This is a genomic window from Polaromonas sp. JS666 (genome assembly GCF_000013865.1).
GTDB lineage: Bacteria > Pseudomonadota > Gammaproteobacteria > Burkholderiales > Burkholderiaceae_C > Polaromonas.
Map to the genome: position 1 here is coordinate 5005392 of NC_007948.1, position 26723 is coordinate 5032114.

27 protein-coding genes and 3 pseudogenes are annotated in these 26723 nt (G+C 65.5%); 26 read left to right on the plus strand and 4 right to left on the minus strand.

Annotated elements, in window-relative coordinates:
• Nucleotides 1–39: 39 nt before the first annotated feature.
• Together BPRO_RS23585 and BPRO_RS23590 are read left to right on the plus strand one after the other, a co-directional pair.
• The gene (locus BPRO_RS23585) at nt 40–918 is read left to right on the plus strand and encodes a biotin--[acetyl-CoA-carboxylase] ligase (protein WP_011485581.1); all 879 of its coding nucleotides are present in this window, start codon (nt 40–42) and stop codon (nt 916–918) included.
• Complete coding sequence (locus BPRO_RS23590) at nt 912–1565, plus strand: SPOR domain-containing protein (protein WP_011485582.1); 654 nt, start codon at nt 912–914, stop codon at nt 1563–1565. Before BPRO_RS23585 ends, BPRO_RS23590 begins: the two co-directional genes overlap by 7 nt.
• Before the next feature lie 430 nt (nt 1566–1995).
• Here BPRO_RS23590 and ypfH read toward each other — a convergent pair whose 3' ends face one another.
• Nucleotides 1996–2619: an esterase gene (gene ypfH / locus BPRO_RS23595; protein ID WP_011485583.1), complete on the minus strand. Its 624-nt coding sequence runs from the start codon at nt 2617–2619 to the stop codon at nt 1996–1998.
• 167 nt (nt 2620–2786) lie between these two features.
• Here ypfH and BPRO_RS23600 point away from each other — a divergent pair, with 167 nt between their 5' ends.
• From BPRO_RS23600 to BPRO_RS23615, 5 genes and pseudogenes are all read left to right on the plus strand, one after another.
• The gene (locus BPRO_RS23600) at nt 2787–3263 is read left to right on the plus strand and encodes an FKBP-type peptidyl-prolyl cis-trans isomerase (RefSeq protein ID WP_041390209.1); all 477 of its coding nucleotides are present in this window, start codon (nt 2787–2789) and stop codon (nt 3261–3263) included.
• Between the two features lie 145 nt (nt 3264–3408).
• Nucleotides 3409–3552, plus strand: coding sequence for a hypothetical protein (locus tag BPRO_RS30585; RefSeq protein WP_232291455.1), 144 nt, complete (start codon nt 3409–3411; stop codon nt 3550–3552).
• Nucleotides 3553–3590: 38 nt separating this feature from the next.
• On the plus strand, nt 3591–3746 hold the full coding sequence (locus BPRO_RS29810) for a hypothetical protein (RefSeq protein WP_157045861.1): 156 nt from the start codon (nt 3591–3593) through the stop codon (nt 3744–3746).
• A 252-nt stretch (nt 3747–3998) separates the two neighbouring features.
• Nucleotides 3999–4286, plus strand: a complete 288-nt coding sequence (locus tag BPRO_RS23610) for a DUF2249 domain-containing protein (protein ID WP_011485585.1) — start codon at nt 3999–4001, stop codon at nt 4284–4286.
• A 31-nt stretch (nt 4287–4317) separates the two neighbouring features.
• Nucleotides 4318–4947: pseudogene (locus BPRO_RS23615) on the plus strand (nitric-oxide reductase large subunit); the annotation flags it as partial.
• Between the two features lie 6 nt (nt 4948–4953).
• Here BPRO_RS23615 and BPRO_RS28790 read toward each other — a convergent pair.
• A protein-coding gene (locus BPRO_RS28790) for an IS5 family transposase (protein WP_086003100.1) occupies nt 4954–5821 on the minus strand; the annotation gives its coding sequence in 2 pieces (ribosomal slippage) (nt 4954–5401 and nt 5400–5821; 870 coding nt in all).
• Nucleotides 5822–5881: 60 nt separating this feature from the next.
• Between BPRO_RS28790 and BPRO_RS23630 the strand changes: the two are divergent.
• From BPRO_RS23630 to BPRO_RS23675, 10 genes and pseudogenes are all read left to right on the plus strand, one after another.
• A pseudogene (locus tag BPRO_RS23630) lies at nt 5882–7540 on the plus strand (nitric-oxide reductase large subunit); the annotation flags it as partial.
• 65 nt (nt 7541–7605) lie between these two features.
• Complete coding sequence (locus BPRO_RS23635; RefSeq protein ID WP_041389046.1) at nt 7606–7857, plus strand: DUF2249 domain-containing protein; 252 nt, start codon at nt 7606–7608, stop codon at nt 7855–7857.
• An 18-nt stretch (nt 7858–7875) separates the two neighbouring features.
• Entirely contained in the window at nt 7876–8346 is a 471-nt protein-coding gene (locus BPRO_RS23640; protein WP_011485588.1) for an Rrf2 family transcriptional regulator, read from the plus strand.
• 32 nt (nt 8347–8378) lie between these two features.
• Nucleotides 8379–8714, plus strand: a complete 336-nt coding sequence (locus BPRO_RS23645; protein WP_041389047.1) for a metal-sulfur cluster assembly factor — start codon at nt 8379–8381, stop codon at nt 8712–8714.
• Nucleotides 8711–9874 carry a hypothetical protein gene (locus BPRO_RS23650; protein WP_011485590.1) on the plus strand — a complete coding sequence of 388 codons (1164 nt, stop codon included), beginning with the start codon at nt 8711–8713 and terminating at the stop codon, nt 9872–9874. Before BPRO_RS23645 ends, BPRO_RS23650 begins: the two co-directional genes overlap by 4 nt.
• On the plus strand, nt 9874–11070 hold the full coding sequence (locus BPRO_RS23655) for an NnrS family protein (RefSeq protein ID WP_011485591.1): 1197 nt from the start codon (nt 9874–9876) through the stop codon (nt 11068–11070). The genes BPRO_RS23650 and BPRO_RS23655 overlap by 1 nt, the downstream gene beginning before the upstream one ends.
• Nucleotides 11071–11215: 145 nt before the next feature.
• Nucleotides 11216–11632, plus strand: a complete 417-nt coding sequence (locus BPRO_RS23660; RefSeq protein WP_232291456.1) for a SirB2 family protein — start codon at nt 11216–11218, stop codon at nt 11630–11632.
• A gap of 214 nt (nt 11633–11846) precedes the next feature.
• Nucleotides 11847–12044 (plus strand): annotated as a pseudogene (locus BPRO_RS23665) (U32 family peptidase); the annotation flags it as partial.
• Between the two features lie 8 nt (nt 12045–12052).
• Nucleotides 12053–12670, plus strand: coding sequence for a PAQR family membrane homeostasis protein TrhA (locus tag BPRO_RS23670; protein WP_011485594.1), 618 nt, complete (start codon nt 12053–12055; stop codon nt 12668–12670).
• A 146-nt stretch (nt 12671–12816) separates the two neighbouring features.
• A complete protein-coding gene (locus BPRO_RS23675) occupies nt 12817–13320 on the plus strand; it encodes an aminoacyl-tRNA deacylase (RefSeq protein ID WP_011485595.1) in 504 nt (167 codons plus the stop codon).
• Here the strand turns inward: BPRO_RS23675 and BPRO_RS23680 are convergent.
• Nucleotides 13317–15437 carry a D-(-)-3-hydroxybutyrate oligomer hydrolase gene (locus BPRO_RS23680; protein WP_011485596.1) on the minus strand — a complete coding sequence of 707 codons (2121 nt, stop codon included), beginning with the start codon at nt 15435–15437 and terminating at the stop codon, nt 13317–13319. The genes BPRO_RS23675 and BPRO_RS23680 overlap by 4 nt on opposite strands.
• Before the next feature lie 269 nt (nt 15438–15706).
• Nucleotides 15707–16639: a LysR family transcriptional regulator gene (locus tag BPRO_RS23685; RefSeq protein ID WP_011485597.1), complete on the minus strand. Its 933-nt coding sequence runs from the start codon at nt 16637–16639 to the stop codon at nt 15707–15709.
• Between the two features lie 274 nt (nt 16640–16913).
• On the opposite strand from BPRO_RS23685, the gene BPRO_RS23690 reads away from it, so the two are divergent.
• From BPRO_RS23690 to BPRO_RS23730, 9 genes are all read left to right on the plus strand, one after another.
• A complete protein-coding gene (locus tag BPRO_RS23690) occupies nt 16914–19109 on the plus strand; it encodes an indolepyruvate ferredoxin oxidoreductase subunit alpha (protein WP_011485598.1) in 2196 nt (731 codons plus the stop codon).
• A gap of 8 nt (nt 19110–19117) precedes the next feature.
• The gene (locus BPRO_RS23695; protein WP_041389049.1) at nt 19118–20629 is read left to right on the plus strand and encodes an indolepyruvate oxidoreductase subunit beta family protein; all 1512 of its coding nucleotides are present in this window, start codon (nt 19118–19120) and stop codon (nt 20627–20629) included.
• Between the two features lie 101 nt (nt 20630–20730).
• Nucleotides 20731–21708: a TRAP transporter substrate-binding protein DctP gene (gene dctP, locus BPRO_RS23700; protein WP_011485600.1), complete on the plus strand. Its 978-nt coding sequence runs from the start codon at nt 20731–20733 to the stop codon at nt 21706–21708.
• 15 nt (nt 21709–21723) lie between these two features.
• On the plus strand, nt 21724–22254 hold the full coding sequence (locus BPRO_RS23705) for a TRAP transporter small permease (RefSeq protein WP_232291457.1): 531 nt from the start codon (nt 21724–21726) through the stop codon (nt 22252–22254).
• Complete coding sequence (locus BPRO_RS23710; protein ID WP_011485602.1) at nt 22251–23573, plus strand: TRAP transporter large permease; 1323 nt, start codon at nt 22251–22253, stop codon at nt 23571–23573. The genes BPRO_RS23705 and BPRO_RS23710 overlap by 4 nt, the downstream gene beginning before the upstream one ends.
• Before the next feature lie 190 nt (nt 23574–23763).
• Nucleotides 23764–24243, plus strand: a complete 480-nt coding sequence (locus tag BPRO_RS23715) for an aminoacyl-tRNA deacylase (RefSeq protein WP_011485603.1) — start codon at nt 23764–23766, stop codon at nt 24241–24243.
• 60 nt (nt 24244–24303) lie between these two features.
• Nucleotides 24304–24510: a DUF6494 family protein gene (locus BPRO_RS23720; RefSeq protein ID WP_011485604.1), complete on the plus strand. Its 207-nt coding sequence runs from the start codon at nt 24304–24306 to the stop codon at nt 24508–24510.
• A 43-nt stretch (nt 24511–24553) separates the two neighbouring features.
• The gene (locus BPRO_RS23725) at nt 24554–25573 is read left to right on the plus strand and encodes a class I fructose-bisphosphate aldolase (protein ID WP_011485605.1); all 1020 of its coding nucleotides are present in this window, start codon (nt 24554–24556) and stop codon (nt 25571–25573) included.
• A 225-nt stretch (nt 25574–25798) separates the two neighbouring features.
• Entirely contained in the window at nt 25799–26194 is a 396-nt protein-coding gene (locus BPRO_RS23730) for a response regulator (RefSeq protein ID WP_232291458.1), read from the plus strand.
• Nucleotides 26195–26723: the final 529 nt, after the last annotated feature.

Consider the following 26723-nt stretch of genomic DNA (forward strand, 5'->3'; position numbering starts at 1 on the left):
CGTTCCACCCTTCCCATCCTCCACGTTCAACCCCTCGCCGTGACCTCCTCCCCGACGGCCGCCCCGGCCTCCCCCCTCCTATGGCCCGCCGAGGCCATCTGGGAGGCTGTAGCCCCCACCTTGCCGGGGTTTACCGTGGAGGTCCTGCCGGAGATCGACTCGACCAACAGCGAGCTGATGCGGCGCTTTCGCGGCAGCGCCGGTGCGCCGCCCCGGCCCGAGCCCCTGCTGCTGGTGGCCGAACAGCAAACCGCCGGGCGCGGGCGATCCGGCCGCAGCTGGGAAAGCCGGCGTTCAGACAGCCTGACTTTTTCCCTGGGCCTGCCCTTGCAGCCGGCCGACTGGTCGGGCCTGTCGCTGGCCGTTGGCATCAGCCTGGCGGAAAGCCTGGATCCCCGGACCGCAGGCCCGCCGGCCATCGGCCTGAAATGGCCCAACGACCTCTGGCTGCGCAGCCAGGCTGGCGAGAGCGAGCGCAAACTGGCCGGCATTCTGGTCGAGACCGCCAGCTGGGGCGGTATTCGCTATGTGGTGATCGGGGTCGGCATTAATATCTTGCCGGTGCAGCTTTCCGCTCCCACCTCCGGTTCGCCTGCCACCATGGCCCCCGGCTGCCTGCAGGAGCTGCTGCCCGGCGTGGACGCCGGCGAAGCGCTGCTGCGCGCGCTGCCTCCGCTGGTGCAGGCCGTGCAGGCTTTCGAGCAGTTCGGCTTTGCGCCCTTCCAGGCGCGTTTTGCGGCGCGCGACGTGCTCGCCGGCCGCGCCGTGAAGCTGTCGGACGGCACCGAAGGCACGGCGCACGGCGTCAGCGAAAGCGGCGCCCTGCTGGTGCATACTGCGGCTGGCATGAAAGAAATCACCAGCTCCGAAGTCAGCGTTCGGCCGGTGTCGGCAGCGCAGGACAGCCGCCCATGCTGAGGCTGCTGGTGCTGGCGCTGCTTCTGGCCAACGCGGGCTACTTTGCCTATACCCAGGGTCTGCTGGCCGACTACGGATGGACCCCCGCCATTCAGGCCGAGCCCCAGCGCCTGGAGCAGCAGATCCGGCCGGAAGCCATGCAGCTGCTCAGCGCGGCTGAAACCCGGCAATATGAAAGCGCCGCGCCATCCGCTGCCGCCGAGTGCCTGCAGGCTGGCCTCTTCAGCGACGAGCAGGCCAGCACGCTCCGCCCACGCCTGCAGGCCAGCCTGCCCGCCGGCAGCTGGTCGCTCGAAAGCAGCGTCGAACCCGGCCGCTGGATCATCTACATGGGTAAATACAGCAGTGAAGAAGCCCTGGCCAAAAAGCGCGGCGAGCTGCGCCAGCGGGGCGTGTCTTTCGAGCCGCTGCTCAACCCGGCGCTCGGCCCCGGCCTCTCACTGGGCCACTTCGGCTCGCAGGCCGAAGCCGAACGCGAACTGGAGAGAGCCTCCTCCCGCGGCGTGCGCACTGCGCGGGTCGTGCTGGAACGGCCGGAAACCCGCGGCCAGTTGCTCAAGGTGGCCGCGGCCGACGCCACGCTGCGCGCCCAGCTGGAAACCCTCAAGCCCCAGCTGGAAGGCAAGGCCCTGCAGGCCTGCAGATAATAAAAGCCCCCACGCTCCCCACTTTGTGTGGTTCGCTGCCCCCCGAGGGGGCCGCTGCGCCTGCGGTCTGGCAAAGCCAGTCCCGCGGCCCCTGCTTGAAAATACAGGCCCCCACGCTCCCCACTTTGTGTGGTTCGCTGCCCCCCGAGGGGGCCGCTGCGCCTGCGGTCTGGCAAAGCCAGTCCCGCGGCCCCTGCTTGAAAATACAGGCCCCCACGCTCCCCACTTTGTGTGGTTCGCTGCCCCCCGAGGGGGCCGCTGCGCCTGCGGTCTGGCAAAGCCAGTCCCGCGGCCCCTGCTTGATTAAAGAGCTCTCACGGTTAGTCGCGGCGCAAAGCCATTGCTATTGATTTAGGAGCTTGTCACGCTCGTTTTGCGCGGCCTGCAGGCATTATTTGCTTAAGAAATGCCCCTGAGTCACGAGGGTTGTTTACACCGCCCGCCAGTGGCGCAGCGGCACGCAGGTCTGCAGCCGCGTCACGGCCTGATCCATCAGGGCCGGATGCAGCTCATGGCCCACGGAGGCCGCCACGTCCAGCGTGGCATCGGCGTTCAGGGCCATCAGTACCTCAAAACCCTCCCGCGCGCGGCTGACCGGCACCACCGGGTCGTTCTGGCCGTGCAGCAGGTGCAGCGTGGTGAGCGCGGGCGCCTTGTCGGGCCAGGCCTGGTAGCTGCCGCCAAACGCCAGCACGCGCCCCACCAGGCCATCGTGTGCGTCGCTGAAGGCCAGGGCCAGCGTGGCGCCGGCACCAAAGCCCACCAGCGCCGTGTCCGACTGCAGCACGTCAAAACGCTGCTGCTGGCCCCGCAGATAGGCCGCCAGGGCCTCCACCCGGGCCGCCAGGCTGCCGTGGCCGTTGCCCGTACCCTGCGGGCCCACCAGCCCCTCCGGAATCAACACGGCGGATTCGGCAAACGCATCGCCCAGCAGGTTGCCCATGACGAGCATGTCGGCGGCCACACCGCCTTCATCGTGCAGCAGCACAAACAACGGCCGGGGGGAGGCGGCCGCAGACAGCAGTTCGATGGCTTCAGTGTCCAGTGGATTCATGGCGTGGGCCGGCTCCTGTCCGGTGAGGTGTTGTTGAGCCGCTATTGTCAGACCCGACAGGCCCCGGCGTCCAGCGCCGGCTGGTAACCCATCATTGCTAAGATTACCCATTGACGCATGAAGCATCCAGCCCGATGCGGCGCCCTGAAGCTCCGAAAGCACCCACCATGAAAATCGAAAAAGACACCGCCGTCACCCTGAACTACAAAGTCGCTGACGCCCAAGGCAAGCTCATCGAGGAAAGCTCGGGGCCCATGGTCTACCTGCATGGCGGCTACGGCAACACCCTGCCCAAGATCGAGGAAGCGCTGGACGGCAAGGAACCCGGCTACCAGGTCACGCTGAACCTGCAGCCGGAGGACGCCTTCGGCCTGCGCGATGAAAGCCTGGTGCGCAGCATCCCCAAATCCCAGTTCCCGCCGGGCGTGAAGGTGGGCGGACAGCTGGAAGGCCGCGGCGACGATGGCCGCGAGCAGCTGTTCCATGTGATGAAGATCAAGGGCAACGTCGTCATGCTGGACGGCAATCACCCGCTGGCCGGCAAGGCGCTGCGCTTCACGCTGAAGGTCACCGACGTGCGCGCCGCGTCCGAAGAAGAGATTGCGCACCGCCACGTACATGGCGAGCACGGCCATCACCACTGACACCGACACTGACGCGCAAGGAAACGCGACCCGCGGAGACGGTACTTGACGGTCCCTGCAAGGCCTCGCGTGATCCGCAGCCGCGTTCTTTCGTCCCCGCTCGCTCTCTTTGGCTCGTTGCAATGCCGTGTCACCGATGCCGCGCATGCAAGAGATCGCCTCGCTGAAGTTCGTCGGCCATGCGGATACCGAGGAGGCTGCCAGGCGTCGGCTTGACGCCAACGGTGGCCGTTGGAGCCTGGCCATTGTTGGCCCTTTCCTCGCGGGGGCTCCTGCTTTGGCAGGCTGAAAGATTGCCACGCGCGCCAGCCCGGGCAAAAAACGGTTGTGCTCACAGCCCCCATTGAGCCAGACATCCCGCAGCACTGCAGGGAACCCGGCGCCGACTCGGTGTTCGACAAATCGCATGATGTGGACAAACTGGTGGACTTTTGCAAAGCCCATGCGGCAAGCCCGGGCGGCATGGCCCACCTCGCGCAATAAACCGGCCTCCAGCGACAGGCAGGCACCGCGTACCCCCCACCTGACTGCAGACGCCTTTTACATGGCGCTGGGCACACAGGCCGCTTGAGCACGCCTGAGCAATCAGGGCCTGTCGACCGGCCCAAAGAACCCCGGCCCGCGACGACCGTGCTTGATATGGATCAATAACACGCGGGGCTTCGATGGCTAGCATAGGTGCATCTCAAATACACCTTATAAACCCGCCATCGCTTCCCTTCAAACGGAGTATCCATGACACATACCGCTTCCCAAGCCAAGGTCGACGTCCGCCCGCTCCCGCCGCGCGAGCGCCATCCGCTGATCTTCTCGACATTCAAGCAGCTCGGCACCGGCCAGGCCATGGAATTGATCAACGACCACGACCCAAAGCCGCTGCATGACCGGTTCCTGGCCGAGCTGCCCGGCCAGTTCATCTGGGACTATCTCGAGCAGGGGCCCAACACCTGGCGCATCGCCATCACCAGGCTCCCGTCCGCTCACGCCAACGGGCAATGCTGCGGCTCCTGCGGCGGCGCCTGACTTCTTTCCCGGAATCCACAAGGAATATGCGATGAAAAACAACACCACGCTGTGGCGCTGGCTCGGCTTTATTTTCGTGCTGTCATTCGGCGCGCTCGGCCACCTCGGGTGGCAGATCTACCTCACAGCGCCGCCCATCCCCAAGGCTGTCGTCACCACGAGCGGCGACATGCTGTTCACCGGCGAACAGATCCAGCATGGCCAACAGGCCTGGTTATCGGCCGGCGGTCAGCAATTGGGCAGCGTCTGGGGCCATGGCGCCTATGTGGCGCCGGACTGGTCCGCCGACTGGCTGCACCGTGAAGCGCTGGCGCTGCAGGCGATCCGCACACAGGACCTGCGCAAAGACCCTGCCGCACTCACGGCCGCGGACCACGGCGCGATCAACGCGGCGCTCAAGGAAGAAATGCGCCGCAATACCTATGATGAAGCCAGCGGCGCCATCACGGTCTCGCCCGAGCGTGCCCAGGCCATCCGCGAAGTGGCGCACCACTACGAAGGCCTGTTCGGCAACGATGCTTCTCTCGACAAGTTGCGCGACCAGTACGCCATGGCCGAGGGCTCGCTGCCCGAACGCGCCGACCGCCAGGCACTCACCGCCTTCTTCTTCTGGACGTCCTGGGCCGCCACCACCGACCGGCCCGGCGAAGAGAACCTGTCTTAGAACCTATCCGTAAATTATGTTTACCTTGAGCGTCACTTTACGGAACGCGATGATGGCCGCGGCTATGTGGTTCAGCGCGACGAAGCTGCGTTCGAGCTTCTCGTATCGCACCAGCAGCTTGCGAAAGCGGTTGAACCAGCTGTGGCAGACCTCGACCACCCAGCGCCGAGCCTTCCTGGTCGGGTCGCGCCGCTTGGCATCGGCCTCCTTGGCGCGATCAACGACGTGAGGAATATAGCCATGCGATTCGATGATCTCCAACGCGCGCCGGCCTCGGTAACCGGCATCGGCGCACAGGTGCTTGCTGCGCCGCGTGCTGGGCGTCTTGCGCTTGACCATGATGGCCTGCAGCACAGCATCGAGTTGCGTCACGTCATGCTCATTGGCCCCGGTCACGACGAGCGACAACGGGACGCCACGGCCGTCCACCAGCAGGTGGCGCTTGCTCCCCTTTTTTCCCCCGATCGGTCGGGTTGCGTCCGACCGCCTCTTGCGCCAAGGGCGCCTTGAACATGGCCCCATCGATGCTCTGCCATCGCCAAGCGATGCCTTCCATCTGGTCGTACTCGGCAAGCCCGGCTTTCCAGATGGCCTCGAACACGCCCGCGGCCTCCCACTCCAGGAAGCGCTTGTGGACCGCGCTGGCACTGCCAAAGCGTTCCTTGGGCAGCGCCTTCCATTGGCAGCCCGTGCGCAAAACATATACGACTGCCTCGAACACCTGTCGTGCTGGCTTGGGTGGCCGCCCCGCTCCCGCCTTGCGCAGGTACGCCTTGTCCGCGCTGCGCTCGCGCACCGGAATCAACGGCTCAACACGCTGCCAGAATTCATCGGTCACCACCCACGATTCGACTCGCTTGCGTGTCGCCATACATTCGCCCCGACGCCGTGTGAAGTACGGCTCAGGACGAGAGTGTACTATTTACGGATAACTTCTTACACCAGCAACTGGCCGCATGAGCCCTTGGTCGGCAACAAGATGACCGACTCGGCCGCCATCTGGTCCATGGTCAGCATCGTGCTGCTGCTGGCCGCCATCGCCGCCATGCTGTGGCTGCACGGTGGCGGCAAGCACGAGCCCGAAGCGCAGCCGCCCAGGGCCGACCCGCTGCTGGGCGCCGTTGCCACGCCTTCGATGAAGGCCACGCGCAAGTATTTCTTCGCCGTGATCGGCCTGATGCTGCTGCAGATCGCCATGGGCGTGATCACAGCGCACTATGCCGTCGAGGGCCAGTCTTTCTTCGGCATGCCGCTGGCGCAGGTGCTGCCCTATGTGGTCAGCCGCACGGTGCACACGCAGGTGGGCATTTTCTGGATCGCCACCGCCTGGCTGGCCACCGGCCTGTACATCGCGCCGCTGCTGTCGGGGCGTGAACCCAGGCTGCAAAAGCTCGGCGTCGACGTGCTGTTCTGGGCGCTGATCGCCATCGTCGTCGGTTCCACGGTCACCGGCTGGCTGGGCACGCTGCAGCATCGCGGCGTCGACTTCAGCTTCTGGCTGGGCAACCAGGGCCTGGAATTCACCAGCATGGGCCGGGTGTGGCAACTGCTGCTGTTCGTGGGCCTGCTGTTCTGGGTCTTCCTGCTCGGCCGCGCGCTGTGGCCCGCGCTGAAGACGCCTTCGGAAACCCGCGGCCTGATCGCCATGGTGTTCCTGTCGGCCACCTGCATCGGCGGCTTCTACGCCACCTCGCTGACCTGGGGTCAGCACACCCACTATTCGATGGTCGAATACTGGCGCTGGTGGCTGGTCCACCTGTGGGTGGAAGGCTTCTTTGAAGTGTTCGCCACCGCCGTGGTGGCGCTGATCTTCACCCGCCTGGGTCTGGTACGCACCGCCAGCGCCAACCGCGCGATCATCGCCGAGACCATCGTCTTCCTGTTCGGTGGCATCCTGGGCACCCTGCACCACCTGTACTTCACCGGCACGCCGACCTCGGTGATCGCCGTCGGCGCGGTGTTCTCCGCGCTCGAAGTGGTGCCGCTGACCCTGATCGGCCTGGAAGCCCTGCAAACCTACCGGCGCTCCAAGGCCATGCCCTGGCTTGCCACGTACAAGTGGCCCGTCATGTGTTTCGTGGCCGTCGGCTTCTGGAACACCGTGGGAGCCGGCGTGCTCGGTTTCGCCCTCAACCCGCCGGCCTCGCTGTATTACGTGCAGGGCCTGAACATGACCGCTGCCCACGGCCATGCCGCCCTGTTCGGTGTCTACGGCATGCTGGGCATCGGCCTGATGCTGTTCTGCCTGCGCGGCCTGTATGCGCGCCACCTGCACGCCGACAATCTGCTCAAGCCCGCGTTCTGGAGCCTGAACATCGGCCTGGCGATGATGGTCTTCCTGTCGCTGCTGCCGGCCGGCATCTACCAGGCCTGGGCCAGCGTCAGCAAGGGCCTGTGGTACGCCCGCTCGCCGGAGATCGTCCACTCGCCCGTGATGGAAACGCTGGTCTGGATGCGGGTGCCCGGCGACATCCTGTTTGCCATCGGCGCCGTGTTCCTCTCCTGGTATGCCATGCGCCTGCTGCGTCGCCCTGCGGTGCAGCACACCAGCGGTATCGCAGCGACAGCAACGGCAACGGCAAGGCGCTGACCTCCCGCGAAGTGCCGGCCGGGCTGGCTCTTCGCTTTTTTGACACTGTTTTCAGGAGTCTTTTCATGAGCGATATCCAGCCACGCAACAACGTCCACGCCTTCGATGCACGCGGCGTGGCCAGGCGCTTGCGCCACGCGGCGATCTTCGGCGCCCTGCAAAGCCTCGATGCCGGCGAAACCATGCGCTTCGTCAATGACCACGACCCACTGCCCTTGCTCGCGCAATTGCGGCAGGCATTCGGCGAAGCGCTGGGCATCGACTATGTCCGGCGCGAGCCGGGAGAAATCGTCATCGACTTCCAGGTGCGCGGCTGAAACCTTACATTCACCCTTATGAAACTCACCGCCTTCACCGACTACAGCTTGCGTGTGCTGATCTACCTGGCCGCGCAGCCGCAGCAGCGCGCCACGATCGCCGAGATCGCAACGGCTTTCGATGTCTCCGAAAACCACCTGTCCAAGGTCGTGCACTGCCTCGGCAAGAACGGCTGGCTGGCCAATGTACGCGGCAAGGGCGGCGGACTGGAGCTGGCGATGCCGCCAGAGCTGATCGGCGTCGGTGCGGTGGTGCGCCAGACCGAGGGAGTGGCTGTGGTGGCCGAATGTTTTTCCGACAAGGGCAACCACTGCTCGATCACCCGCGTCTGCCGGCTGCGCGGCGTGCTGGGCGAAGCGGTCGAGGCCTTCCACGCCGTGCTGGACCGGTATACCCTGGCCGACCTTGTCCAGAACCGGCAATCGCTTGCGAGGGTTCTCTTCATCGACCGGGCGGCGCCCGCGCCCGTGGCAAAGCGCGCCGCGTGAGCGCGGGCCCCGTGGACACAGGAGTTGCAGCGATGGAATCCAGACCGCCATTTCCCTACAAGGGGCCCGAAGCGCTGCGCCAGGCCATTGTCGATGCGCTGACGCGGGTGGTCGACCCCGAAGTCGCCATGACCATCGTCGACGTCGGGCTGATCTACGGTGTCACCGTGACCGATGAAAAATTGCATGTGCTGCTGACGATGACTTCGGCCGCATGTCCTGTAACCGACCTCATCATCGAAGAGGTCGAGACCGAGCTGGACCGCGTCACGCCGCCCGAACTCCTGATCAAAGTCGAACTGGTATGGGAGCCGCCATGGTCCACCGATCGAATGAGCGAGCGCGCCAAGCGCTTCATGGGCTGGTGAACCCCTCGCGCCTGCGCCTGACTTCGCAGCGCAGGGGCGCGCCGTCCTGGGCCGCCGTTGTTGCGCGGCTGCTGCTGTTGGCGGTGGTGGCTCTGTCGCTGCTCGCCGGCATCGCCGGCGGCCTGCTGCGCCTGGGCGTGGCCCTGCCCGCAACGACCCATGCCGCATGGCTCGGCCACGCCGCCCTGGCCCATGCAGCGCTGATGATCTGCGGTTTCCTGGGCACCGTCATCGGTATCGAGCGGGCTGTGGCGGTCAAATTACGTGCCGCCTTTCTCGCCCCCCTCGCTTCGGGCCTGGGCGGCCTGTGCCTGCTGCTTGGGCTGGCCCAGGCGGGCGCCTGGCTGGGCGTGGCCGCGGCGGTCGCTTTTACTGCCGTCAATGTCGTGGTCGTGCGGCGCCAGCGGGCGGCCCACACGCTGTTGCTGCTTGTCGGCGCGCTGGCATGGCTCATCGGCAACCTGCTGTTCGCGCTCGGCCTCGACGGCGTCGCGATACTGCCGTGGTGGTTCGCCTTTCTTGTGATGACCATCGCGGCCGAGCGACTGGAGATGACACGGCTGATGCGCCGCCGCCCGGCAGCACAATGGTCGCTCTACGCCGTGCTGTCGGCGCTGCTTCTCGGTGCTGCCTGCTCGGCCGTAGCGCCTGCAGCCGGTGGCGTGTTGTACGGCACGGCGCTTGCGGCGCTGGCATTGTGGCTCGGGATATTCGACATCGCCCGCCGCACCGTGTTTTCCCACGGGCTCAGCCGCTACATGGCGGTGTGCCTGCTCGGCGGCTACGGCTGGCTGGCGGTGGCCGGCGCGGCGTGGGCAGCGACGGCGCTTGGCCTGGCCGCGCGCGACCTTGCCCTTCACGCGCTCGGGCTGGGTTTCATCATCAGCATGATGATGGGCCACGCACCGGTGATCCTGCCGGCCATCGCCCGCATCAAGCTGCAGTTCGGCGCCTTCTTCTACGTGCCGCTCGCGGCACTTCACCTGTCCCTCATCCTGCGGCTCGGTTTCGGGCTGCTCGACCCGCCGCTGCGCGCCGCCGGCGCCACCTTCAACGCCGTGGCCATCGCGCTGTTCGCTGCGACCATCGCCGGCGCCGCTGTCGCGTGGCATATCAACGACGACCCGCCGGACACCACGCAACCCGGAAAGGCTACGTAATGGCACAGCCCATCGAAATCAAAAAATCGCCTCGCCCAGTGGCGGCAACGCCGGGCTTCGCCCTCTGGCAGCTTGGCTTTCGCCCTTTCTACCTGCTCGCGAGCGTGTTCGCCGCACTGTCGATCGGCCTGTGGGCTCTGCAGTTCGCCGGCTGGCTGGGCCGGCCCTACCTGCAGGGGCCGATGTGGCATGCGCACGAGATGCTGTTCGGCTTCGCGCTGGCCGTGGTGGTGGGCTTCCTGTTCACGGCGGGGCGCAACTGGTCCAACCGCCCCACACCCACCGGCCTGCCCCTGGCCGCGCTGGCGGCGCTCTGGGTCGCCGGGCGCGTGCTCGTGCTCACGCCCTTTGGCTGGGCTGCGGCGGTGGTCAATGTCGCGTTTCCGCTGGCCGCGGCGATCGCGCTGGCGATTCCCTTCATCGCCGCGCGCAATCGCCGCAACTACTTCTTCATCGGCCTGCTGCTGCTGATGTCGGTGGCCGTGCTGGCGGTGCACCTTGCACAGCTTGGGGTGATGCAGCTCCCCGGCTGGATCGGCATCCAGCTCGCCCTCGACGTCATGCTCTTCATCATGGCCGTGATGGGCGGCCGCGTGATCCCCATGTTCACCAACAACGGCGTGCCGGGTGCCACCGCGACCCGCCGCCCTGCGCTGGAGAAAGCGGCGCTTGGCTCGGTGCTGGCGCTGCTGCTGGCCGATGCCCTGCAACTGCAGGGCGCGCCGCTGGCGGCACTGGCCGGCGTTTGCGCGGCCGCGCACCTCGCCCGCTGGACGCTGTGGCAGCCGTGGAAGACGGGGCGCGCGCCGCTGGTCTGGGTGCTGCATGCCGCTTACTTCTGGATTCCGGTGCATCTGGCGCTGCGCGGCCTGGCCGCGGCCGGATGGGTCGCGCCCTCGGCGGCGACCCATGCGTTGACGGTGGGCGCCATCGGCGGGCTCATCATCGGCATGATGACCCGCACCGCGCTCGGCCATACCGGCCGGCCGCTGCAGGCGGGCCGCACCGAGGTCGCCTGCTACGTGCTCATCCTCGCTGCTGCGCTGGTCCGCGTGTTCGTGCCGCTCATCGCCCCGGCCGAAACCATGCACGCCGTGCTGGGCTCGGCCGCGCTGTGGTCCGCCGGCTTCGCGCTGTACGCCGTGTGCTACTGGCCGGCACTGACGCGCGCGCGCCTGGACGGGCGCCCCGGCTAGTGCAGTGTTGCATGCTTGATGGAACCAATAAAAGCGATGGATTTTGGGTCAGGGCAAGGCGCAAACCACAGCGATACCCGCAGGTATCGCGCGGATTTGCAACGCCGCCATGGCGCAAAAGACGCGGTTTTATGTTCCAGATAGCGTGCAACACTGCACTAGGTTCCAAGCCATGGACTACCTCGCCCTCAAAACCGTCCACCAGGCCGCCGTCGCGCTGTCGCTGGCAGGCTTCTTCGCACGCGGCCTGGCTTCGCTGCTGGGCGCCGCCTGGGTGCGCGGCCGGCTCGCCAGGACGCTGCCCCACATCGTCGACTCGGTGCTGCTGGTCTCGGCCCTCCTGCTGGCCTGGAGGCTGCAGCTCACGCCGGGCGCCGCGCCCTGGCTGATGGCCAAGATCGCCGGGCTGCTGGTCTACATCGGGCTCGGCGTGGTGGCCCTGCGGCCTGGCCGGCCGGCGGCCGTGCGCGCCGCCGCCTGGGTCACCGCGCTGGCAACTTTTGGCTGGATCGTTTCAGTGGCGATCACCAAGAACCCGCTCGGTGTCCTGGCCTTCGTTTAGGGCCTGTTCACCTCGCGGGCAGCCGTGCGCGGCGCGCGCCCTACCGCGAAACAACCGCTACACCCGCTACAACTGGGCGGCATTGTGCCCATGGGTTGACCAGGATCAGAAATTGCGGCCGCAGTCTGGCGTATGGTTCCATGCAGTGCGATGGCTCCACTCAGCCCCACTCGGCTCCACTCAGCGGCCCGCACCAGAACAAAACCCTCACCGCATGAATACCTCAACCCCACTTGCCGCTGCCGCTGTTGACAGCGGCGCCAGCTGTGTTTTCCCGGGCCTGTGCGAAGCAGCCAATGCCCGCAATTTCGCCGGTCTCAACTTCGACGAAGCCGCCATCGCCGCAGGCATCCGCCATGCCCATGCGCGCGGCCGCAATGTGTTCATGGCGCTCAACACCTACCCGCAGGCCTGACTGCCATGTACCACGGCGAGCGGTTCAACAGCATCAGCCACCTCGTTGGTGCCGGGCTGGCCGTGGCCGGCTCAGCGCTGCTGATCGTGCTGGCGGCCCGTCTGGGCGATCCCTGGAAGATCGTGGGCTTCAGCGTCTACGGCGCCATGCTGGTGGCGCTGTACGTGTTCTCCACGCTGTACCACAGCGTGCGCGGCCGCGCCAAGGACGTGCTGCGCAAGTTCGACCACTGCGCCATCTACCTGCTGATCGCCGGCAGCTACACGCCGTTCACGCTGGTGTCGCTGCGCGGCGCCTGGGGCTGGTCGCTGCTGGGCGTGGTGTGGGGGCTGGCGCTGCTGGGCATCCTGCAGGAAATCTGGCTCGCCAAAGGCGCACGCGTGCTCTCGCTGCTCATCTATGTGCTCATGGGCTGGCTGGCGCTGGTGGCGGTGTCTCCGCTGTGGCTGGCGCTGACGCCCGCGGGCTTTGCCTGGCTGGCCGCGGGTGGTGCCTGCTACACCGTGGGCATTATTTTCTATGCCACCGACCACAAGCTGCGCCACGGCCACGGCCTGTGGCACCTGTTTGTGCTGGGCGGCAGCAGCTGCCATTTCTTCACTTTGCTGCTTTATGTGGCCTGACTGCCCGGGCCTGGCGCACCACCTGTACCGGCAAGCCTGCAACACCCCACTGGCAACGCGGTATTTTTCGGCCTAAACTGATTAAAGCCTGCACGGGCCGTTGCCCTGTTTGGTCCCGGAAGGTCTATTTATTCCAGGAGGCTGCCATGTCCATTTCTTCGAATCTAGCCAACTACCTCGACCAGCGCGGTGCGCGCTATGAGATTCTTGCGCACGCGCACACCCGCACCAGTGCGGAGACAGCCCGCAGCGCCAACGTCATACCCGATCACCTGGCGAAGTCGGTCGTCCTCGAAGACGACACCGGCAGCGTGATGATGGCCGTCATCCCCGCCGACAAGGCCGTGATGGTGGATGAGCTTGGGCGCATGCTCGGCCGCAAGTCATTGCGGCTGGCCGATGAAGAGCGCGTTGCCATGCTGTTCAAGGACTGTGAGCCCGGTGCCGTGCCCTCCATCGGCATGCCCTGGGGCATTGAAACGGTTGTCGATGACGAGCTTGAGGCGTGCGAGGCCGTGTACATGGAAGGCGGCGACCACGAACGCCTGCTGCGCATGTCGCACGACCAGTTCCACGCGCTGATGAGTTCGCAGCGGCACGGCCAGTTCAGCAAGGCCCCGGCGCATTGGGGCCGGGCAGCGAGTCTTTAATCAGCAACCGTCACCACATTGTTGGCAAAGGTGATCTGGTCGGCCACCGCCGGAACCGTTTTGATCGGTGGCACATTGGCCGGTGTGATCGGGTTGACCACCGCGCCCGTCAGCCCGCGCGGCACGGTGCGCACCACCTGGCTGGCCGGCAGCGCGGCGCCGGTTTTCAGGTTGGCGTACATCATGTCCATCGCCTGGATGAAATAACGGTGCGCCGGAACGAAGCGCTCGCCATAGCCCGGGAATGCCAGGAAAGCGTCGAAATGCTGGGCATTCGTCACTTCAATGTAGGACAGCCTGCTGTTGGCGCCTTCCACGATCTTGTTGCGGCCGAAATAAGGACGCGATGAAAAGGCCACGGGCACCTGCGCGTCCGCGCGGCCATGCACAATCAGCGCCGGCTTGCCCTGCAAATCACCGGTGCGCAACACCTCGTTGATGCCCTGCTGCACCTTCAACGCGTTCGCGCTGCTTCCCCCCAACAGCTCGCGCAGGCACAGCGCGCCGGCGATGTTGTAGTCCAGCACACTGCCGGCAGACAGCGAGGCGGCATCCAGCAAGGGGCCGCCCACGCTGTTGTTGTTGACGATGTTGATGCCCACCGTCGGCGGAATGCCGTTGCTGGCGCCAAACGAGGTGGCCAGCGCTGCGGCGGAAGCTGCTACCGGCGCATTCGGGGTGGCCGAGCCTGCCGCTCCGGTGGCCGCAAAACTGAAACCACAGAGGTTGTCCTTGACGCTGAAACGCCCATAGCTGTTGGCAAAGGTCACGGCCACCGCCGGTGTCGCAAAGGAGTAATGCGATGCCTGCAACACACTGCTTTCCGGCTGATGCCCTGCTGCCAGCAGTCTGGCCATGGCATCGGCTGCCAGTTCGGCTGTGGTGTTGCCGACAATGAGGCCGCTCGCCTGGAGCGCATTGCAGCGGTTGGTGGCAATGGTCGTATTGACCGTGTTGAACACATTCGTGGTGGGCGATGCCAGCGCCGCACAGGGTTGCAGCAGATTGCCCAGGCTGGCATAGTCAAACAGGCTTCTTCCGGTTCCGCCCAGCGTGCTTGCGCCACGCCTCACGCTCAGCCGGGTGTCAGGTACCACCTGGATCTGGGGTTCAGCCACCGCAACGCCGGTGATCAGGCCTTTCGTATCGAGTTCCGCCGCGGCCAGCGCCGCGCCCGCGCCGTTGGACGCACTTGACGCAATCACGATGGTATTGGCGGGTTTCAGTTTGACGAGGCGCGACACGCCGTCTTTCGCCGCGTCGCCATAGTTCTCATTCAGCACAAAGTAGGCGAACTCGACCGCTTGCAGCGTCCACTTGCCCCAGTCCTTTTCCGTGTTCTGCTGCGAATGCGCATGCTTGACGGCAAACCGGTTCGGCGTTGCCGTATTGAATGCGGCGCGCTCGGTGCTGGTCAGGCTGGCGGTGAAATTCGAGGCCTTGCCGGCCGCGGTGGCCGTCGCGCGCTCGCCACGTTGCAGGTTGACCGTGTCGTTCTGCAGGTCGTGGATGCCGGTGCCGGTGCCTTTGTCGGTATAGGCCACGGCACAGCCATTTTTAAGGCCCCATTCGCCGGAAGTTCCGATGGCGCCATACACCCCGCGCGACCCGCTCGATGTGCCGGTGACGATGCACGGGCTGGCTGGGTTGAACGTGGTTGGCACCTGCACCAGCATCGTGATGTTCTGGTTGCCGGTGCCGTCATCCGAGTAGGCCATGTACTCGGTGCCGGCAATCTTGCCTTCGCTGGTGGTGATGACGCCGCTGGCGTCCACATTGGGTCCATACAGGCTGCCGTAACCGCCGGCCACCGAGATGTCGAGCAGCGCGCGGTAATTGTTGAAGATGGCAATTCTCCGCAGCTCCGCCGCCGTCGGATTCAGGGGATCCGCCGCCACCGGCGCGGTTGCGCCCAGACCGGTTTTGCCGAGACCCGCGGTGAGCAAGTCATCGCTGGCGCCGTCGTAGTTGACCGACACCACCGTGCCCAGATAGGTCGGCTTGCGGTTGATGTTTTCACCTGCACTGCCACCCCCGCAGGCGCTGAGTACCAATACGGCTGCGACGGCTGCGGCTATAGACGTCAGCGTCAAACAGTTTTTGCTTGTAGTTGTCATGTCATCCCCGTTGTGTTGATCTGGCAATTCATCGAGTCATCACACACTCATCACACACACCGGTTCCAGGCCATCCCGTTATGTCGGCGAGTTTGTCACTCAAGCGTGCGAACCCTCAGCAGCCCGAAGCGCATCGCCCGGCTGATGGGGAGGGCCTGATGATGGGCGCTTAGCCTTGCGCCTTCAATTCAGTACAACTACCTACCGGGGCAATCGAGCTTGACATCGCGGAAAAACAGGATGCCGCGCGCGAAGCCACGGCCCTGCACTCACACGGCCTCCGCGCGCAGCGGCCGCCTGAACAGCTGCTGCACCAGCGCGCGCATCCACTGGTGCGCCGGATCGTTGTCGGTGCTGCTGTGCCAGACCAGGCGCACCTCATAAGACGGTGCGCCGGGAATCCCCCAGACCCGGAAGTCATAGCGCTGGCGCAGGTTGCGCGCATACATCTCGGGCACGATGGACAGCAGGTCGGTCGCCAGCGCCAGGTCGGGCAGCGCGCCGAAGTGACGGGCCCTGAGCACGATGCGGTCTTGCAGCTTCATGCGCACCAGCATCTGCTCGACGCTGCCGTGAAACGTCGCCGTGGGTGAGGCCACCACAAAGGCGGCTTCGGCCAGTTGCTGCGTGGTCAGGGTGCGGCCGCTGCGTCCGGATGCGGGCCGCCATTGGGGTGAGGCCACCGCCACATAGTTCTCGCGAAACAGCAGCTCGGTGCGTATGCCGCGCTGCCGCGGCTGCAGGATGCCAATGGCCAGGTCGATCTCGCGCGCCTCCAGCGCGGCCGCCACATCATTCGCCGCCACCGAGATATTCGACAGGCGCGCGCCCGGCGCCTGGCTGCGCAGCGCGCCCGCCAGCGCCGGCAGGAACAGCATCTCGCCCAGGTCCGACAGCGACAGGCGCCAGTGCATGTCGCTGTGGGCCGCCTCAAACTCTTCGTGGCCGGTGACCACGGTTTCCAGCGCCAGCAGCTGGGCCAGCACCGCGGGGGCAAGCTGCTCGCACAGGCGCGTGGGTTTGAGGCCCGAGGGCGCGCGCACAAACAGCTCGTCGCCGAAAAAGTCGCGCAGCCGGGCCAGCGCATTGCTGGTGGCGGGCTGCGACAGCGACAGCGCCTTGCCGGCGTGGGTGACCGAACCGGTGCGGTGAATGGCCGCCAGCACACGCAAGAGGTTGAGGTCGAGCTGGCGAAAGTTCATGGCGGCATCTCCAACAGGTTCGGCAAGGTCCCCAAAATGACGCTCAGGGTTCTCCCGGATTATTCACCAGATGGATGTGCTCCATCTGAACAATCCATTTGCCGGATGAATTAGACCTGCGTAAATTCCCGTCAATATACGGATGCCGCCAGCCGCAGACGGGCAGCCGGCCCCCAGTAGCACGGACGCAGAGACACACATATATCGAGACCCACGGTGACACGCATGCAGCAACAACCCACTCCTCCGGCGAACGCCGCACCCGGCGCCTTCCATGGCTGAGCGTTCATTCACCAACGAAGTCCAGAAACTGCGCCTGGGCGACGGCGACGAGTTTCGCGGCGAAGGCATCCTGGCCGTCACCAAGGCCCTGCTGCAGTCCGGCGTGTCGTATGTGGCCGGCTACCAGGGTGCGCCGATCTCGCACCTGATGGACGTGCTGACCGACGCCAACGACATCCTGCAGGAGCTGGGTGTGCGCTTTGAGCACAGCGCCTCGGAGGCCACCGCCACCGCCACGCTGGCCGCCTCCGTCAACTACCCGCTGCGCGGGGCCGTGACCTTCAAGTCCACCGTCGGCACCAACGTGGCCTCCGACGCGCTGGCCAACCTGGCGTCGGGCGGCGTGACCGGCGGCGCGATGCTGATCGTCGGCGAGGACTACGGCGAGGGCTCCAGCATCATGCAGGAACGCTCGCACGCCTTTGCGATGAAGTCGCAGGTCTGGCTGATAGACCCGCGGCCCAACCTCGAAAGCATTGTGCGGGCCGTGGAGATGGGCTTCGAGCTGTCTGAAGCCAGCCGCACGCCGGTGATGCTGGAGCTGCGCATACGCGCCTGCCATGTGCACGGGCGCTTTGCCACCAAGGCCAACAAGCGGCCGTCCTTCACGCTGAAGGACGCGATGGAAAACCCGCAGCGCGACGCCAGCCGCATCGTGCTGCCGCCCGCCAGCTACGCGCAGGAGCAGGAAAAGATCACCGAGCGCTGGCCGGCCGCCGTGAAGTTCATCCAGGAGCACCAGCTCAACGAGTTTTTTGCCGAAGGCGCCAAAGACTTCGGCATCGTCATGCAGGGCGGCCTGTACAACAGCGTGCTGCGCTCGCTGGAGCTGCTGGGCCTGGCCGATGCGTTTGGCAACTCACAGGTGCCGCTGTATGTGCTCAACCTCACCTACCCGCTGATCGACGACGAGTTCAAGCGCTTTTGCGCCGGCAAGCGCAGCATACTGCTGGTGGAAGAAGGCCAGCCGGACTTCATCGAGCAGAGCGTGAACTCGATGTTGCGCAAGGCCGATGTGCAGACGAAGGTGCACGGCAAGGACGTGCTGCCCATGGCCGGTGAGTACACCGGCGGCGTGGTGCTCAAGGGTGTGGCGCGCTTCATCGACATCTATGCGCCCGAATTGCTGCAGGGCCGCGAGTTGCCCGTGGCGGCGCGGCCCGCTTCCAGCGGCCTGGCGGTGCTGGACGGCAACCCCAAGGCCTTTGCCATCAAGGCCGCCTCCGACGAAGTGCAGGGCCGCCCGCCCTCGTTTTGCACCGGCTGCCCCGAGCGCCCCATCTTCACCGCGATGAAGCTGATCGAGCGCGAGCTCGGCAAGCACCACATCAGCTGCGACATCGGCTGCCACCTGTTTTCCATCCTGCCGCCCTTCAACATCGGCGCCACCACCATGGGCTACGGCCTGGGCTGGGCCGGTGCCTCGGCCTTCAACACCCCGGAAACCTCCAAGCGCACGATAGCCATGATGGGCGACGGCGGCTTCTGGCACAACGGCCTGACCAGCGGCGTGGGCAATGCGGTGTTCAACCAGACCGACAACGTGCTGCTGGTGGTGGACAACGGCTATTCGGCCGCCACCGGCGGGCAGGACGTGCTCTCGTCCAAGTCCAGCAACCCCTCACTTAAACCTGGCAGCACCAACAACCCGATTGAAAAGGCCGTGCGCGGCGTCGGCGTGAAGTGGGCCAAAACGGTGACCAACACCTACAGCCTCACGCAGATGAAGGACGTGCTGCGCGAGGCGCTGACCACCAAGGAAAAAGGCCCCAAGGTCATCGTGGCGCAAAGCGAATGCATGCTGAACCGCCAGCGCCGCGTCAAGCCGCAGATCCGCAAACGCATTGAAGGCGGCGAACGCGTGGTGCGCGAGCGCTTTGGCATAGACCCCGACACCTGCACCGGCGACCACTCGTGCATACGCCTGTCGGGCTGCCCTTCGCTGACCATCAAGCCCAACCCCGACCCGCTGCGGCGCGACCCGATTGCCACGGTGATCGACAGCTGCGTGGGCTGCGGCCTGTGCGGCGAAGTGGCGCATGCCGCGGTGCTGTGCCCCTCGTTTTACCGCGCCGAAATCATCAACAACCCGACCGCCTGGGACCGCTTCAAGCTGCGGCTGCGCACCGCCGTGATCAGCGCACTGCAAAACCGCATCGAGCGCCGGCTGGAAGGGATTGCCGCATGAACGCACCCATGAACAATGATCGCGCGATTACGATCGCCATCCTCGCCATGGGCGGCGAAGGTGGCGGCGTGCTGGCCGACTGGCTGGTCGACCTGGCCGAGCAGAACGGCTACTTTGCCCAGACCACCTCGGTGCCCGGCGTGGCGCAGCGCACCGGCGCCACGGTCTACTACCTGGAGCTGTTTCCCGAAGCCGGCGCACCGGCGGGCCGCCTGCCCGTGCTGGCGCTCGGCCCGGTGCCGGGCGAAGTCGACATCGTGATTGCGTCGGAACTGATGGAAGCCGGCCGTGCGCTGCAGCGCGGCCTGGTCTCGGCCCGGCGCACCACCTTTATCGCCTCCACCCACCGCGTGTATTCGATGACCGAGCGCACCGCGATGGGCGATGGCCGCGTCAGCTCCGCCAAGCTGCTCGAAGGTGGCCGTGCCGCTGCCCAACACTTCATCAGCGCCGACTTTGCCCAGCTGGCCGAAGACACCGGCAGCCTGATCAGCCCCACGCTGTACGGCGCGCTGGCCGCCACCGGGCGCCTGCCGTTTAGCCGTGCACAGTTTGAAGCCACCATCTCGCGCGGTGGTGTCGGCGTGAAGTCCAGCCTCAAGGCCTTTGCCGCCGGCTTTGCCGTGGCGCAACAGGCCATGACGCCACCGGCCGTTGCGGCGCCTCCCGTTCAGGCCGCGCCCCCCATGCCGCCGGTCGGTGCGCGGCTGGCGGCCCTGGCCCAGCGCATTCAAGACAGCTTTGCGCCGGCCAACCACGCCACGCTGGCCGCCGGCATTGTGCGCACGGCCGACTACCAGGACGTGGACTATGCCGCCAGCTACCTGGACCGCCTGCAGCCGCTCACGGCCTGCCTGCCCGCAGACCCCACGCTCGCCGCCGAGCTGCTGGATGAAACCGCACGCCACCTGGCGCTGTGGATGAGCTACGAAGACACGGTGCGTGTGGCCGACCTGAAGACCCGGCGCTCGCGCTTTGACCGCGTGGGCGGCGAGGTCAAGCTGAGCCAGGCGCAGCACCTGGGCATCCATGAGTTTTTGCATCCACGTGTGGAAGAGATTGCCGACACACTGCCGGCCGGCCTCGGCCGCTGGCTGCTGGCCACGCCCTGGGCGCGCGCCTGCGTGGAGCCCTTCACCCGCAAGGGTCGCATCGTGCAGACCAGCTCCATACGCGGCTACCTGCTGCTCTACACCATTGCCGCCCTGCGCCCGCTGCGCCCCAAGTCGCTGCGCTTCCAGGTGGAGCAGCAGCGCATCAGCGACTGGCTCGCCACCATCGCCCGACTGGCGCCCGCGCAACCGGCGCTGGCGCTGGAGGTGGCGCGCTCGCAGCGGCTGGTCAAAGGTTATGGTGACACGCATGCGCGCGGCTGGCGCAGTTTTCAGCGTGTAATGGCCAAGCTGCCGCAGTTGCAGGCCATGCCGCAGGGCGCGGCGCAACTGAAGGCGCTGAGCCAGGCCGCGCTGGCCGACGACACCGGCCAGGCGTTGGAGCACATGCTGGCGGCCACGGTGTAGTGCCATGCAGTGCCGCGCAGTGTGTAGTGATTAGCACGCATTGACGCGGCAGCATGCAGACCGGATCATCGATTTCAACCCGATCACAGGAGACAAGACCCATGAAAACACGAACGCTCAAAGTTCTCAAACCCACGTTGGCCCTGCTGCTGGCGGCCAGCTTTTCGGCCGGCGCGCTGGCGCAGGAGGTCACGCTGCGGCTCGTCAGCGCCTTCCCCGAGAACGGCATCTACGTGCAGCGCCTGCTGCCCTGGATCGCCAAGGTCAATGCCGAGGGCAAGGGCGTGCTGCAGATCAACTTTCTGGGCGGCCCCAAAGCCATTCCGACGTTTGAGGCCGGCAATGCGGTGAAAACCGGCGTAGTGGACATGGCGATGAACACAGGCGCGTTTTACACCAACGTCATGCCCGAGGCCGACTTCCTGAAGCTCACGCAGATCCCGGTGGCCGAGCAGCGCAAGAACGGCGCCTTTGACGCCATCAACAAGGTCTGGAATGAAAAGGGCAACACGCAATACCTGGCCCGCATGGTCGAAAACCAGCCCTTTCACATCTACACCAACAAGAAGATCGACAAGCCCGACCTGAGCGGCCAGAAGATCCGCATCTCGCCGGTGTACCGCGACTTCTTCCAGGCGCTCAACGCCAATGTGGTCACCACCCCGCCGGGCGAGGTCTACACCGCGCTGGAGCGCGGCGTGGTCGATGGCTACGGCTGGCCCATTGGCGGGATTTTTGACCTGAACTGGCAGGAGAAAACCAAGTTCCGCGTAGACCCCGGGTTTTATGACGCCGAGGTCTCACTCACCATGAACCTGCCGGCCTACAAAAAGCTCACCGATGCGCAGCGCAACTACCTGCAAAAGCAATTGCTGGTGCTGGAGGCCGAGAACACGTTCTGGACACGTTACGGCAATGTGGAAACCGCCCGCCAGGAGACCGCCGGCATCCAGACCATCAAGTTTGATGCCGCCACCTCCAAGGCCTTCCGCGAGAAGGCCTACGAAGTGGGCTGGGCCGGCGCCATGAAGCAAAGCCCCGAGGTGGCCGCGCGCTTTAAAACGCTGTTCTCCAAATAAGCACCGCGCCCCGTCGTGATAGACCCGTTGTCCGAGGCCTATGGCCGCTTCCTGGCCAGCCTCGCCCTGCTGGGCTGCGCCATCCTGATGGCCATGATGTTCATCATTGTGGGCGATGTGGCGCTGCGCAACATCCCCTTCCCCGGCCTGCCGCGCGGCCTGGCGTGGAGCAATGAGATCTCCGAGCTGATGCTCTACCTCATCACCATGTGCGTGGCGCCCTGGCTGCTGCGCCAGGGCCAGCACATCCGCGTCGATATCGTGCTGCAGGCGCTGCCGCCGCAGCTGGCCTGGAGCCTGGAATGGGTGGGCGACCTGATCGGTTTTGTTTGCTGCCTGGCGATCGCCTGGTTTGGCACGCAGGCGGCCTGGTCCAGCTATGTGTCGGGCGCCGTCAACATCAAGACCCTGGTCACGCCCGAGTGGTGGGCGCTGGCGCCGCTGCCGCTGGTATTTGTTTTGTTGGGAATTGAAATGATCTTTCGCATGATCCGGCTGCAGCGCGGCCCGCGCGGCCCGCGCCATGACGCGGTGAGTGCAGCATGAGCGGTTGGGGCATAGCCGCCTGGCTGATGCTGGGCGGCTCCACCGTGCTGCTGTTCATCGGCATGCCGGTGGCGCTGACCTTCATCACCATCAACATCATTGGCGCCTGGCTCTACATGGGCGGCGAGCCCGGCCTGGTGCAGCTGGCGCGCAGCAGCGTGAGCTCGGTCACGGCGTTTTCATTGACGCCAATTCCGCTGTTCGTGCTGATGGGCGAGATCCTGTTTCATACCGGCCTGGCCATCAAGGTCATCGAAGGCGTCGAGCGGCTGATCAAGCATGTGCCCGGCCGCCTGGCGGTGGTCGCCGTGGTGGCCGGCACGGTGTTTTCGGCCATCTCGGGCTCCACCATTGCCACCACCGCGATGCTCGGCTCGCTGATGCTGCCCATCATGCTGTCACGCGGCTACCACCCGACCCTGGCCACCGGGCCCATCATGGCCATTGGCGCGGTCGACATGCTGATACCGCCCTCGGCGCTGACCGTGCTGCTGGGCTCGCTGTCGGGCATCTCGATTTCCAAGCTGCTGATTGGCGGCGTGGTGCCCGGCGTGATCCTGTCCGTCGCCTTTGTGCTGTGGATCGTCATTCGCGTCACCATCAGCCCGCAGCTGGCCCCCGTCGACAAGGACGATGCGGTGCAGTACCGCGGCTGGGCGCGCTGGAGCCTGTTCTTTGGCTATGTGCTGCCCACGCTGTCGATCTTTGGCGTGGTGGTGGGCGCGCTGGCCGCCGGCTGGGCCACGCCCACCGAGTGCGCCGCGCTGGGCGCCTTTGCCACCATGCTGCTGGCGCTGTGCTACCGCGTCCTGACGCGGGACGCCGTGCTCAAGGCGCTCAAGGGCACGGCCGGCATCTCGGGCATGATTTTGTTCATCATCCTGGGCGCCACCACGTTTGCGCAAATCCTGTCGTTCTCGGGCGCCAGCAACGGCCTGGTGCAGTTCATCACCGGCCAGGGCCTGTCTACCGGCATGATCGTGGTCGGCATGATGCTGATGCTGATCTTCCTGGGCATCTTTGTCGACCAGGTCAGCATGATGATGATCACGCTGCCCATCTTCATGCCGGTGGTGCAGGCGCTGGGCATAGACCCGGTCTGGTTTGGCGTGATGTTTCTCATCTGCATGCAGCTGGGCCTGCTGCTGCCGCCGCACGGCCTGCTGCTGATGACCATGCGCGGCGTGGCCCCGCCGGCCGTCACCATGGGCCATATCTTCATGGCGGTGGTGCCCTATGTGGTGATGAGCCTGATACTGCTGGCCGCCGTGTTCTGGATTCCCGCGATTGCGACCTGGCTGCCCCGGATGATTGGGTAGGCGGGGAGGTTCGGCCGGGCAGGCGACGACCTCCGTTTCCGGCCCGCACCCCGGGGGAATCCCCTGCCGGGGGCGGGTGACTTGCGATCCGGCGCGCCAAGGCGCATAGTATGAAGTTGACGGGCACGAACGGCTTCATTGTTGACGCTGCTCTGACCATGGCCTGTCGCTTTTGCACCAGGAGGCTGTCATGTCGATTCCCTCACGTCTGTCCAGCTATCTCGATGAGCGCGGCGCGCGCTACGAAATCCACACACACCAGCCCAGCCACAGCAGCGCGGAAACCGCCCGCACGGCGCAGGTGCTGCCCCACCAGCTCGCCAAGTCGGTGATCCTTGAAGACGACACCGGCTACGTGATGGCCGTCATACCGGCCGACAAGACCGTCATGCTGGGCCATCTGTCCCTGCTGCTGGGCCGCAAGGAGTTGCGGCTGTCCGATGAAAGCCGCATCGCAAGCATGTTCCTGGACTGTGATCTCGGCGCCGTGCCGCCGGTCGGCATGGCCTGGGGCATGGAGACCGTCGTCGACGACGAACTCGAAGCCAGCGACGTGGTTTACATGGAAGGCGGCGACCACGAGCGCCTGCTGCGCATGTCGCACGACCAGTTTCACGACCTGATGAGCGTGGCGCAGCACGGGCACTTCTGCAAAGCGCCGTTGCATTGACTCCGAGACCCCGGAACACACGGCAACAAACCGCAACGCACCGCAAAACAGGAGCCCCTGATGGACGAAGAAACATTCAACCTCAGCACCCGCAAGTTTCTAAAAATGGTCGGTGTCAAGTCGCAGCACGAGATCGAGCAGGCCGTCGCGCGGGCTCAGGCGAGCGGGGCCATCAACGGCACCGAGACGCTGCCGGCCACGATGACGCTAGAAGTTGCCGGCGTGCAGCTCAAGGTCAAGTTTGACGGCGACATCTCGCTGCAGTAGGCAATAACCAATAACCAATAACCAATAAAACCAATAACTTGTCATGACGCAAGGCGAATTGCAGGCAACCATGCACGCCCTTGTGCAAAAGGGCAAGGGCATTCTTGCCGCCGACGAAAGCGGCCCGACCATCGCCAAACGATTCAAGACCATCAACGTGGAGTCGACCGAAGAGAACCGGCGCGCCTGGCGCAGCCTGCTCCTGACGACGCCCGGGCTTGGCGAGTTCGTCAGCGGTGTCATCCTGCATGAGGAAACGCTGGGCCAGGCCACTGACGACGGCACGCCTTTGCCGCAATGCGCCGCGCGGCAGGGCATCGTGGCCGGCATCAAGGTCGACGCGGGCAAGATCCCGCTGGCGGGCGCACCGGGGGACGAGATCACCCAGGGGCTGGACGGACTCGCAGGGCGCCTGGCCGCCTACCAGCGGCAGGGCGCGCGCTTTGCCAAATGGCGCGCCGTCTACAACGTCTCCGACACGTTGCCAAGCCGGTTGGCGCTCGAAGCCAACGCGGAAGCCCTGGCGCGTTACGCCGCGATCTGCCAGGAGCAGGGCATCGTGCCCATCGTCGAACCCGAGGTACTGATTGACGGGGACCACACGATGGCGCGTTGCGCCGAGGTGACCGAGGCCGCGCTGCACGAGGTCTTCCACGCGCTGCACAGGCACCGGGTCGTGCTTGAGCATATGCTGCTCAAGCCGAGCATGGTGGTGCCCGGCAAGACCCACGCGCATCAGGCGGCGCCGGCCGAGGTGGCGGTACAGACCGTCCGCATCCTGCGGCGCACAGTGCCAGCGGCGGTGCCGAGCATCAATTTCCTGTCGGGCGGCCAGACGCCCGAAGAGGCGACGGCCAATCTCGATGCGATGAACCTGCTCGGCCCCCAGCCGTGGCAGTTGAGCTTCTCGTACGGACGCGCGCTGCAGGAGCCCGCCCTGCAGGCCTGGAAGGGACAAGCCGCCCATGCGCGCAGCAGCCAGGACGCGCTGCTCAAACGCGCCCGACTGAACGGCGCGGCCTGCCGCGGGCGGTACAGCGCTGCAATGGAAGCGGCCGACTGACCGCACCCCGGTTGGCGTAACGCCAGCCTTCAAGGTAGAACAGCACGGGTGCCGCCCGGTTTTCCCCGAGCTACCCAGCCACCACCACCGTCCACCATCATCATCACGTGTAGGAAAGCACCTACCTCCGAAAGTGAACGGCGACCACCCGATCCCGGCTGCGCCTGCGGTAACTTCACACATTAGCCAAAGGGATGGAACAGGGAGCAAAGGAACTTCATGTTGATGAGCGTGTTTCTTGTGGAGGACATAGCCGCTATCCGCGACTCATTGATCGAGGGCATGGAAGAGCTTGCGCCGCTCCAATTCGTGGGCCAGGCGGGCGGTGAAACGGCGGCCAGGCAATGGTTTGACGCCAATCACGACAACTGGGACCTGGCCATTGTTGACCTCTTCCTGGCCGAAGGCTCGGGCTTTGGCGTGCTGAAGGTTTGCCAGGCGCGCCATCCCTGGCAGAAAGTGGTCGTACTCACCAGCCACAGCCAGAAGAACATCCTGGACCATTGTTGGGATCTCGGCGCAGACGAGGTGTTTCACAAAGCCGCCGACGTGGACAAGCTCGTCGACTTTTGCAGGGCCCACGCACAACACCTCGCCACCATTCCCCGGACCGTGCAGTAAACGGCTTCGGGCGGCGCCGTGGTGATCAGCAGGAAGTAAGACGCGGCAAGCCGCGGTTCGCCTTTGCTCCCTCTCCCCCTGGGAAATGGCAGGGGCTGAGCGCTGCGGCTCCAGATGCGCCCGCGCGCATTTGGACAGCGCGAAGAAGCCCAGGCTCTGACTGGGCTGCGGTCTGCAAGACAGGGCCAACAGCCTTCAAACACGCCCGGCGAAACATCAGGCGCTGCCCGTTGAGCAGAACAACCACCAGGGTGCGGCGCGTGCCGTGAAGCGTTGTCTTGCAGGTGCAGGGCAGCAGGTTCATTGACAAATGGATTGCTCGTTGCGACTATTTTCATAGCTGCATGCACCCGTGCTCTATGGGCTGGTGGCCATTTCCATGCTGAATAGCTCTCTGGCACATCGACACTGCCGACGCAGCTAGGCAACCATCTTTTGGTGAATATTCACACCAAATATTTTCACAAATGAATACCTTCGGGGTACCGCCTCCTCAATACTGACTAGAACCGACGCGCTTTCCCTGTGA

Excerpts from the sequence above, each read along its gene's own strand:
- BPRO_RS23590 (WP_011485582.1), top strand. The coding sequence starts at position 912 with ATGCTGAGGCTGCTGGTGCTGGCGCTGCTTCTGGCCAACGCGGGCTAC.
- ypfH (WP_011485583.1), bottom strand. The coding sequence starts at position 2,619 with ATGAATCCACTGGACACTGAAGCCATCGAACTGCTGTCTGCGGCCGCC.
- BPRO_RS23600 (WP_041390209.1), top strand. The coding sequence starts at position 2,787 with ATGAAAATCGAAAAAGACACCGCCGTCACCCTGAACTACAAAGTCGCT.
- BPRO_RS30585 (WP_232291455.1), top strand. The coding sequence starts at position 3,409 with ATGCAAGAGATCGCCTCGCTGAAGTTCGTCGGCCATGCGGATACCGAG.
- BPRO_RS23610 (WP_011485585.1), top strand. The coding sequence starts at position 3,999 with ATGACACATACCGCTTCCCAAGCCAAGGTCGACGTCCGCCCGCTCCCG.
- BPRO_RS23635 (WP_041389046.1), top strand. The coding sequence starts at position 7,606 with ATGAGCGATATCCAGCCACGCAACAACGTCCACGCCTTCGATGCACGC.
- BPRO_RS23640 (WP_011485588.1), top strand. The coding sequence starts at position 7,876 with ATGAAACTCACCGCCTTCACCGACTACAGCTTGCGTGTGCTGATCTAC.
- BPRO_RS23645 (WP_041389047.1), top strand. The coding sequence starts at position 8,379 with ATGGAATCCAGACCGCCATTTCCCTACAAGGGGCCCGAAGCGCTGCGC.
- BPRO_RS23655 (WP_011485591.1), top strand. The coding sequence starts at position 9,874 with ATGGCACAGCCCATCGAAATCAAAAAATCGCCTCGCCCAGTGGCGGCA.
- BPRO_RS23670 (WP_011485594.1), top strand. The coding sequence starts at position 12,053 with ATGTACCACGGCGAGCGGTTCAACAGCATCAGCCACCTCGTTGGTGCC.
- BPRO_RS23675 (WP_011485595.1), top strand. The coding sequence starts at position 12,817 with ATGTCCATTTCTTCGAATCTAGCCAACTACCTCGACCAGCGCGGTGCG.
- BPRO_RS23680 (WP_011485596.1), bottom strand. The coding sequence starts at position 15,437 with ATGACAACTACAAGCAAAAACTGTTTGACGCTGACGTCTATAGCCGCA.
- BPRO_RS23685 (WP_011485597.1), bottom strand. The coding sequence starts at position 16,639 with ATGAACTTTCGCCAGCTCGACCTCAACCTCTTGCGTGTGCTGGCGGCC.
- BPRO_RS23690 (WP_011485598.1), top strand. The coding sequence starts at position 16,914 with ATGGCTGAGCGTTCATTCACCAACGAAGTCCAGAAACTGCGCCTGGGC.
- BPRO_RS23695 (WP_041389049.1), top strand. The coding sequence starts at position 19,118 with ATGAACAATGATCGCGCGATTACGATCGCCATCCTCGCCATGGGCGGC.
- dctP (WP_011485600.1), top strand. The coding sequence starts at position 20,731 with ATGAAAACACGAACGCTCAAAGTTCTCAAACCCACGTTGGCCCTGCTG.
- BPRO_RS23710 (WP_011485602.1), top strand. The coding sequence starts at position 22,251 with ATGAGCGGTTGGGGCATAGCCGCCTGGCTGATGCTGGGCGGCTCCACC.
- BPRO_RS23715 (WP_011485603.1), top strand. The coding sequence starts at position 23,764 with ATGTCGATTCCCTCACGTCTGTCCAGCTATCTCGATGAGCGCGGCGCG.
- BPRO_RS23720 (WP_011485604.1), top strand. The coding sequence starts at position 24,304 with ATGGACGAAGAAACATTCAACCTCAGCACCCGCAAGTTTCTAAAAATG.
- BPRO_RS23725 (WP_011485605.1), top strand. The coding sequence starts at position 24,554 with ATGACGCAAGGCGAATTGCAGGCAACCATGCACGCCCTTGTGCAAAAG.
- BPRO_RS23730 (WP_232291458.1), top strand. The coding sequence starts at position 25,799 with ATGAGCGTGTTTCTTGTGGAGGACATAGCCGCTATCCGCGACTCATTG.